The organism is Magnetococcales bacterium, assembly GCA_015228935.1.
Classification (GTDB): domain Bacteria; phylum Pseudomonadota; class Magnetococcia; order Magnetococcales; family DC0425bin3; genus HA3dbin3.
Window position 1 is genome coordinate 41,279 of the sequence record JADGCO010000024.1, and the last position, 8,063, is coordinate 49,341.

An 8,063-nucleotide genomic window follows, 5' to 3' on the forward strand; every position below is an offset into this window, starting at 1 on the left:
GCAAACACAGGAATACAGGCTGGTGATATCACATTGATTGTCAAGAGACGAACGTCATGGAGAGCGACATGAAAGCTCAAATGATCACATTGTTATTGTCGGCTGCCTTCTCTCTGTCCGGGTGCCTGCCCATGATGTTGCCCATGATGGGTATGATGGGGAGCCAACATGGCACCCAGGATGCGTCCCACCAGAACAAATCCGGCGCGGAGTCGGCATCGAACAGATCCGCGCCGCAGGAAGAGGAGGCTCAGCATCAGCAAAAGAAATAATCTGTCCATTAAAAATCGACGGCTTTCCAGAAGATATGCCTCACTTCGACCCCGAGAACTACGAACAACGCCTCGATGCAGAGCCAAATTTCTGGACAGCCTCTCAATCAAGCAGTATTCACTGGACTTAAGCCAACGAGGTATGGCAAGGTATTACCTGTGATTCATAATAACGAGAGAACATGCCATGACTGCCTCTGTTGCAAAACCCATGTCCGTCAAACTCGATCCGGATACTCGTTCGCGTGTTGAACGCCTTGCGAAAGTTCGACATCGCACCGCGCACTGGATCATGCGCGAAGCCATAAACCAATATGTTGAACGAGAGGAAAAACGCGAAGCCTTCCGGCAAGACACTCTCAATGCATGGGATGAATATCAAGAAACAGGCTTGCACGCAACCGCTGAAGAAGTGGATGCATGGCTTGCAAGTTGGGGTACAGACAAAGAACGACCAGTTCCAACATGCCACAAGTAAAATATGCTCCCGGCGCAATCCGTGACCTTCAACGGCTGAGAGAGTTTTTGCAACTGAAAAATCCAATTGCAGCCATGCGATCAGGAAAAACCATTATGAAGGCCATTGAGGTGCTTGGCCATCAGCCACAAATTGGCCGTCCCGTAGATGATATGCCGGTCGATTATCGGGAATGGCTCATTGATTTTGGCGACAATGGTTACGTGGCAAGATATCGTTTTGATGGTGATGCCGTGATCATTCTGGCTGTGCGCCACCAAAAAGAGGTTGGCTATTGATGGCAATTGTACCATCCTTTGCACAGAGGACATGCAACATGGGCAGGTGACCGAGGATTTTTTGACCATCACATGCGAAAAGAATGGGGCCGTCACCCATGAGTGAAGCTTGCCGGTTCAAGCGACAGGACGGGGTTGTCTGCGACGTCATAAATGGTCAGACTGAATGTTGCGGGTCACATCAGGGAAAACCTCGTCGGGAGAAACGACCATGATGGCGGTTGAATTGAAAGCATCCATTTGTGATCATCAGATGACCATTGCCAGTGATCATCTGCCAGCCCACGCAAGTCATGTGCGGGTAATCGTACTTTATGATGAAAACATAGAGCAGCAGCAACAATCATCAACAAACAACCAGGAACTTCTGGCAGACATCATTTCCAAACAGAAGAATCGAAAGAAAGAAATGGCACAAGCGCTGGCAGCTTATCGCCTTCCTTTGAGCGATTACAAATTCGATCGGGACGAGGCCAATGCCAGATAAATTATTCCTTGACAGCAACGTTGCCATTTATGGAGTTTCTGACAATGAGGCCAAACGTCAAAAGGCTATCGACCTTTTTCTGAAGGAGCCAGTGATTTCCACCCAGGTATTGAGTGAAACCATATCTGTCTTGCACCGCAAATGGAAGCTGAGTTATCCGGTAATTGCAGATATCTTGGAAAAATCTTTCCCTTATGCGACCGTCATTCCGGTTTTGCCGGAAACGATTCGAATCGCGCTGATGCTAGGAGAAAAATATGGATTCTCTTATTATGATTGCCAGATCATTGCCTCAGCCCTGGAAGCCAATTGTACCACCCTTTGCACGGAGGACATGCAGCATGGGCAGGTGATCGAGGATTTTTTGACCATCGTCAATCCATTTGAAGTCACTTGAAGTCACTTGGTGGATCGTTCCGGGTGACAATCGGCTAAGTGAAAATATTGCTGGATCCCGGATCGAGCAGTCTGCGACAATGGGCACGGAAAAGAGGAAGTTGTCGAATTCGAGCAAGCCTGATCGGTGATCATTGCTGGTGGAGAACGTCCCATGCTGGAAATTTCCCTGACTCCGGAATTGGAGCAACAACTTGCCAGTCAGGCCAAGGATTCAGGACGCGACTTGGCCGGTTTTATCCTGTCCATCATCAAGGATTATGTGGAGGATCAGACAAACGTCAAGCAACGAAAGCTTGATTCGTCGGATGAAATTCGACAACAAGCGCTTGCCGCACAGGCAGGATTTCCAAAAAGAGATCAGGAAAAATTGGACGAGGAATTTGCCGCCATACGAAAAGAATGGGACCGTCACCTGTGAGTGAAGCTTGCCTCATCGATACAAATATACTGATTTACTTTCTTAATCAACACCCTGATTCGATGTTTCATGAATGTGTGTTGTCGGCTCTATCGAAAAAATCCGCCATTTCAGTCGTCACGACGATTGAGTTGCTGGGCAGCAGATTGATGGATTGCAATTGATCAACCCCTTCGGGATAACGTGATGGACGATAATCAGGAAAAGGATGCGTGACATGAACCAACGCAACACGAATCATCTAATCCGGCCCTGGGGGTTGGGCCTGCTCCTGGTGTGGATGGGGTGGTTTGGGATCCAGACACCGGTCCTGGCCGCCGATCTTGTGGTTTACAAATCACCCACCTGCGGGTGTTGCGGTGCCTGGATCAAGCACATGGAACAAAACGGTTTTACAGTGGAAGTGCATGAAAAAGATGCCATGACGGAGATCAAGCGGCAGTTGGGAGTTCCAGCCTCGCTCGAATCCTGCCACACCGGGGTGATCGGGGGCTATCTGGTGGAAGGTCATGTCCCGGCGACAGATGTACGGCGTTTGCTGGCGGAAAAACCGTCCGTGAAAGGAATCGCTGCACCCGGCATGCCGGTGGGATCCCCGGGCATGGAAGTGCCCGGCCAAAAACCGGAACCCTATCAGGTACTTTCCTTTACCGGGAATGGTGAAGCAAAACTGTTCGCCAATCATTGATCCCGGGTCAATCCCAAGGCAATGGGCATTTGTGGAACGGAAACTGGCCACGGGTATTGGTGTTTAGCTGGTCATCAGCCCCCATGTCATGCCCGGTGACTGTGTCATGACACCCCTTTTGACTTCAAGAATGGGGCGAATTTCATGTCGGCATCCATGATATGTTCCAATAACCAGGCCTTGGCAAAATCCAGGGCATCCATGACCACGGTAAATTCCCCGGCATGAAATCTCTGGATCAACTGTGTGACATCATGCACAAGCTTGTCGTGTATTTCGAGATGTTGCCGGGTTTCCGGATAATTGTATTTCCGGAAGTATTCAGCCTCATGTTCAAAATGCGAGACGGTATATTGGGCCAGTTCGTTCAGTATGGTACCGACGGCCTCGGCACCGCGTCCCTGTTCCATGGCCTTGTGGATATCATTGAGGAGATCCAGGAGCTTATGATGATCGGTGTCCACGACCGTGATGCCGGTTTCCAGTTTTTTGGACCAGGGGAAGAAGAGTCCGCGGTCTGCGTTTTGATCGGTTTCATCGCGATAAAATACATCGATGAGGGCAAAAAGATTTTGACAGGATTTTAAATATTCAGCCATTTTGGCGTGGACGGCGGCAGGATCGTGTCCCTCTTTCTTGGCAAGCAAGGTCACCATGGAGCGGGCCAGATCATGGACGGCACGATTGCCTGCCACCAGTTTTTGGAAAGAGGGGTTCTGGCCAAAACGGGATTGACCTGCCTGATGAATCCAGGTACCGAGTTCGGATTGATCCGGACCGGGGATATCGTCGGGGGTGAGTGTCAGGCGACCGGTGCTGGCCATTTCCATGCGACTCTGTAAATTCAGGAAAAAACCTTTGACGCGACGAATATCAAATGGAGGTTGGGTCATGGTGAGCGCGGCCTGGGTGGCGTAGAGGGCACCGCTCATGTTTTGCAACACCTCGCCCATGCGCTGAAAGTGGGTTGCCGAGCCGAGCATCATGGTGGATGTGCGGGCGGATTGATCCATTTTTTCCGCAACGTTGGCGGAGATGGCCATGGTATGGTTGGCCGACTCCAGGATGGATGCGGCAAACTCTTTGGCTTCCCGGCTTTCCTGGGCCACAAAACCGGCAGCCGTGGCCACTTCGGCTGCCGAACGGGCAACCTCGCCGGTGCCGGTGGCTGCTTCGGCGGCGGCCCGGGCCACATCCTGGGCTGCCATGTTCAGTTCGCGGGTGTTGCGGGTGACCTCTTCGGCGGCCTCGGCCACATCGGTCATGGATTGCACGATACCATCGATGGTTCTGGTCTGCGTATCCACCGAACTCGTGATTTCGGTATTGGATTGGTTGATGCGTTGAATGCTTTCGGTGATTTCGGCGCTGGCCCGGGTGACTTCCTCGGTTTTGTCCCGGATATCCTCGGCTTTTTCATAGATCATCCGCGTGGCTTCAGCGGTTTGCCGGGCGAGTTCTTTGACCTCGTTGGCCACCACGGCAAACCCTTTGCCGGCATCACCGGCCCCGGCGGCCTCGATGGCGGCATTGAGCGAGAGCATGTTGGTTTGTTCGGCAATATTGTTGATCACTTCCACCACATGACCGATCTCGCGGGCGGCACTGGCCAGTTCTTTCATGACCGACTGGCTTTCGGTGGCATGGCTGTTGGCCTGTTCCGATTCCCGGCTGGCGGCCAGACACCGCTCGCGGATTTCGGCAATGGCGGAACTCATCTCCTGGACCGAAGTGGCCACGGTTTTGACCGAGCTGTCCACCTGTTCCAGGCTGCGATTGACACCGCCGATGTTGGCGGTGATTTGTTCCGCTGCCGAGGCGATGGTGTTGATATTGGAGCTGGCCTCTTCCGTACCCGCCGCAATGGTGTTGACATTGCTGGCCACCATGTCCGCCGCTTCCGAGATGGTGTTGATGTTGGTATTGGCCTGACTGATGGACCTGGTTACGTTGGTGATTTCCTGGCTCAGAATGGTGTTTTGTTCCTGGACATCCCTGGCCAGGGACTGGCTGTTGGTGGCGTCATCGCGTACCTGGTCGCGAATCTTGACCACCTCGGAGGCACAGGCGGTGATGCTGCCGGAGTGCAGGGAGATGATCCGCATCAATCTGGCAACGGTGTCGGCCAGGTGATTGATCGATCTGGCCATGCCGTGCGTTTGGCCATTGCGGGCCGGAAAACGGACTGTCAAATCCCCGGAAGCCAACCGATGCAGGGTATCGACCATCTGGTTGATGTCGCCGCCCATCTGTTCCAGAATGCTGTGTGCGATCAGCAGAATGCCTCCAGCCAGGATGGCGGTCAGGAAGAGAATTTCTGCCAGGGAATATTGGGCATCGACCCAGAAGGCATGATCCACATCGTCCAGATAAATGCCCGAGCCGATGATCCATCCCCATGGTGTAAATCCCTTGACGAAGGAGATCTTTTCTTCAGGGCTGGAATCAGGGGAACGTGCCCAGTGGTAGGCAACAAACCCTGAACCTGCTTTTTGAACGGTTTCGACCATGGTGCGAAACACGGGTTTGCCTGTGGGATCTTTCGTTTCCGACAGGTCTTGACCGTTCATGTCCGGCTTCAGGGGATGCAGGACCATGCGGGGATGCAGATCGTTGATCCAAAAATAATCATTATTGCCATAACGCAGGGCGGCAATGGTGGCGACAGCCTCTTTTTGTGCCTGGCTTTTGGAGACGGTACCTGATTTTTCCCGGGCGTGATGAAAATCAAGGATGCCATAAGCCGTTTCCACGAGTTGCCGGACCTTGACCTGGCGATCATCCAGCATCTGGGATTTATGGGTCATGAGGCCCAATCCGCCCAATGTCAGGGAACACACCAACCCCAGAACAACAATCAACATGAGTCGCTGACGAATCGTCAGGCGGGAAAGATCAATGCGCTTCAGATAGGCAGGAATGGCTTGCAGCAGGCGATCTGGAGTGTTCGAACGTTGTTGATGAGGCCTGGTTGCCATGGATTGGGTTCCTCCTGCGACAATATTCAGTTTTCTGAACACGTTTGATTTCTGAAGGGTTTGTCCGATTGTGGGCAGGTTGATGTCCTGTCATGAGAGGCACGTCGTCGGTGAGTCGAGGAAAGATTGACCTCAAGCCGGCGAACCAGATGGATCCGCATGCATTTCATGCAGGCATCTGGAGAGGATGACTCCCATCGCCCGCCGGACTTGCAAGGATTGCGCCTGGGACCCGACTGTTTCCCCACATGGTACATCTTCAAGGATGCAAACGAAATGGACGCTTTTCCAGCCAGGGGTGTCTTGGTATGCATATTTTTGACGCAAGTCAAAAATCAGACAGTTTTATAGGCATGTTTTGAACTGGAATTGTGATCATGCCGATTCGGGGTGGCACGGATGCGTGGGGATCAAGAGTTTGGCATTTAACTTGCAACAATATTGCAAAATTTTGACGGCAGCAACAAGCACACGGCAGTTACCGCCAGGGATGCCAAGCTTGACCAAGCCAGTCGCCTTTTTGTACCCATGCCCGGATTCAGGAGTTGAAAAAATGGCCACAATTTTGACACACAGCAGCGATAAACACCAACATCACCATGACCATCTGGTCGATTTCCTGGAGGTGGCTTTTGCCTTTCTCCTGGCTGTTGCCATGGCTGTCGCCATTGTGCCGCTCCTGTTCATGAATCGTTCCAGTGTCGATAAACAGGCCGACCTCAATACCCATCTGTTGCCGGCAGCGGTCATGGAAGGGGATGTGGGCAGGGTCAATCATTTGTTGGCCAAGGGCAAAGGATTCAATGATCTCGGGTTTGGCAACATGTCCGCCCTGATGTGGGCCGCCACCGAAGGCAATCTGGAAATTCTCGACAAATTGCTGGCGTCGGGCGTTGATGTCAATGTTGCCAACTCCTGGGGACAAACCGCTATTTCTCTCGCCTCCCAGTGGGAAAATCCGACGGTCGTCAGGCAACTGCTCGTCAACAAGGCAGACCCGGATAATGCCTCGCGCCATGGTCAGACGCCCCTCATGGGAGCTGCACGATATGGTCAGGTGGCCGCCATTCAGACCCTGCTTGGTGCTGGTGCCCGGGTCAATCTCCAGGATCAGCAAGGCAACTCGGCACTCATGTATGCCGTCCAAAGGGGTTCACTCGCTTCCATCACCATGTTGCTGAAGCATGGTGCGGATGCCAACCTGCAAAACAAGGCCGGTTATTCCCCCCTCATGTGGGCAGCGGAACGGGGCAATGTGTCGGTGGTGCAACTGCTTCTGGCATCAGGTGCCGATCCAACCTTGAAACACAAAGATGAATCCACGGCCCGCATCATGGCCCAGGAAAAAGGTCACAGAGGTGTTGTCCAACTTCTCTTGCAGGCCGAACTGGCCCACTGAAACCTGCCTGAACATCTGTCCCGAAATAAACAGCTTCTGCGTGTGGTAGCTCCTCCTGAACCCAACTCGACCGTCAGATTGATATCTGACGGTTTTTTTTTGACACCGCCGTCAACGCATGATGCAGAGATTCGCTCGATGAAATTCCGTGTTCTGCTTGTCGTGCTGTATTTCTCCAGGCCCCGGACGAGGTGGTATTGCGTTGGATAACAGAAAACCATGCCGGATATCACGACCCCGCCACGGGAAGTGGCATTCAGAAAATTCCTTGGCAATGAACGGGTCGATCTTCTGGCCCAGGGTGCCCGACAGGCTGCCGAAGGAAGTCATGTTTCCACGGCCATGCTTTCCATTGTGGACCTGGCAACCTTGCGCAACTACACCGGTCTTACCCAGGTCGAAGGGGGCGAGCGGAACCATCAACTCATGAACGCCGCGTTGCGGATTGGCGACCGTGAAGAGTTGAAGCGTTTGGCCCCCATGATCACGACCCTTGAAGCGGCTTTGGCCAAACTGCCCAATTATGAAGGGGATGTGGTGCGGGCTACGGACTTGCCGGAAGACGTGGCGAAGGGCATTGTGCCGGGAGGCGTCTTCAGTGATGCCGGGTTCATGAGTACGGCCATTGGCGAGACAAAATTCAAAGGGAAATACATGTTTTTCATC

10 protein-coding genes are annotated in these 8,063 nt (G+C 52.7%); 9 read left to right on the forward strand and 1 reads right to left on the reverse strand.

Annotated features, from left to right (window positions below; genetic code table 11):
* Positions 1-68 precede the first annotated feature (68 nt).
* The 7 genes from HQL65_08070 (at position 69) to HQL65_08100 (ending at position 3,020) form a co-directional block, all read left to right on the forward strand.
* Positions 69-272, forward strand: coding sequence for a hypothetical protein (locus HQL65_08070; GenBank protein ID MBF0136182.1), 204 nt, complete (start codon positions 69-71; stop codon positions 270-272).
* A 187-nt stretch (positions 273-459) separates the two neighbouring features.
* Positions 460-750 (forward strand): CopG family ribbon-helix-helix protein, encoded by a 291-nt coding sequence (locus HQL65_08075; GenBank protein MBF0136183.1) that lies wholly within the window; start codon positions 460-462, stop codon positions 748-750.
* Positions 738-1,028 carry a type II toxin-antitoxin system RelE/ParE family toxin gene (locus HQL65_08080; GenBank protein ID MBF0136184.1) on the forward strand — a complete coding sequence of 97 codons (291 nt, stop codon included), beginning with the start codon at positions 738-740 and terminating at the stop codon, positions 1,026-1,028. Before HQL65_08075 ends, HQL65_08080 begins: the two co-directional genes overlap by 13 nt.
* 211 nt (positions 1,029-1,239) lie before the next feature.
* Entirely contained in the window at positions 1,240-1,515 is a 276-nt protein-coding gene (locus HQL65_08085) for a hypothetical protein (GenBank protein MBF0136185.1), read from the forward strand.
* Positions 1,505-1,912: a PIN domain-containing protein gene (locus HQL65_08090; GenBank protein ID MBF0136186.1), complete on the forward strand. Its 408-nt coding sequence runs from the start codon at positions 1,505-1,507 to the stop codon at positions 1,910-1,912. The genes HQL65_08085 and HQL65_08090 overlap by 11 nt, the downstream gene beginning before the upstream one ends.
* Before the next feature lie 153 nt (positions 1,913-2,065).
* Positions 2,066-2,332, forward strand: coding sequence for a hypothetical protein (locus HQL65_08095; GenBank protein MBF0136187.1), 267 nt, complete (start codon positions 2,066-2,068; stop codon positions 2,330-2,332).
* A gap of 280 nt (positions 2,333-2,612) precedes the next feature.
* A complete protein-coding gene (locus HQL65_08100) occupies positions 2,613-3,020 on the forward strand; it encodes a DUF411 domain-containing protein (protein MBF0136188.1) in 408 nt (135 codons plus the stop codon).
* 104 nt (positions 3,021-3,124) lie between these two features.
* Here HQL65_08100 and HQL65_08105 read toward each other — a convergent pair whose 3' ends face one another.
* A complete protein-coding gene (locus HQL65_08105) occupies positions 3,125-5,998 on the reverse strand; it encodes a bacteriohemerythrin (protein ID MBF0136189.1) in 2,874 nt (957 codons plus the stop codon).
* Between the two features lie 553 nt (positions 5,999-6,551).
* Between HQL65_08105 and HQL65_08110 the strand changes: the two genes are divergently transcribed.
* Both HQL65_08110 and HQL65_08115 read left to right on the forward strand, forming a co-directional pair.
* A complete protein-coding gene (locus tag HQL65_08110) occupies positions 6,552-7,397 on the forward strand; it encodes an ankyrin repeat domain-containing protein (protein MBF0136190.1) in 846 nt (281 codons plus the stop codon).
* 219 nt (positions 7,398-7,616) lie between these two features.
* Positions 7,617-8,063 (forward strand): hypothetical protein (locus HQL65_08115; GenBank protein ID MBF0136191.1); only part of this gene is annotated, 447 nt, incomplete at its 3' end.

Excerpts from the sequence above, each read along its gene's own strand:
- HQL65_08105 (MBF0136189.1), bottom strand. The coding sequence starts at position 5,998 with ATGGCAACCAGGCCTCATCAACAACGTTCGAACACTCCAGATCGCCTG.
- HQL65_08070 (MBF0136182.1), top strand. The coding sequence starts at position 69 with ATGAAAGCTCAAATGATCACATTGTTATTGTCGGCTGCCTTCTCTCTG.
- HQL65_08095 (MBF0136187.1), top strand. The coding sequence starts at position 2,066 with ATGCTGGAAATTTCCCTGACTCCGGAATTGGAGCAACAACTTGCCAGT.
- HQL65_08075 (MBF0136183.1), top strand. The coding sequence starts at position 460 with ATGACTGCCTCTGTTGCAAAACCCATGTCCGTCAAACTCGATCCGGAT.
- HQL65_08085 (MBF0136185.1), top strand. The coding sequence starts at position 1,240 with ATGATGGCGGTTGAATTGAAAGCATCCATTTGTGATCATCAGATGACC.
- HQL65_08090 (MBF0136186.1), top strand. The coding sequence starts at position 1,505 with ATGCCAGATAAATTATTCCTTGACAGCAACGTTGCCATTTATGGAGTT.
- HQL65_08110 (MBF0136190.1), top strand. The coding sequence starts at position 6,552 with ATGGCCACAATTTTGACACACAGCAGCGATAAACACCAACATCACCAT.
- HQL65_08080 (MBF0136184.1), top strand. The coding sequence starts at position 738 with ATGCCACAAGTAAAATATGCTCCCGGCGCAATCCGTGACCTTCAACGG.
- HQL65_08100 (MBF0136188.1), top strand. The coding sequence starts at position 2,613 with ATGGGGTGGTTTGGGATCCAGACACCGGTCCTGGCCGCCGATCTTGTG.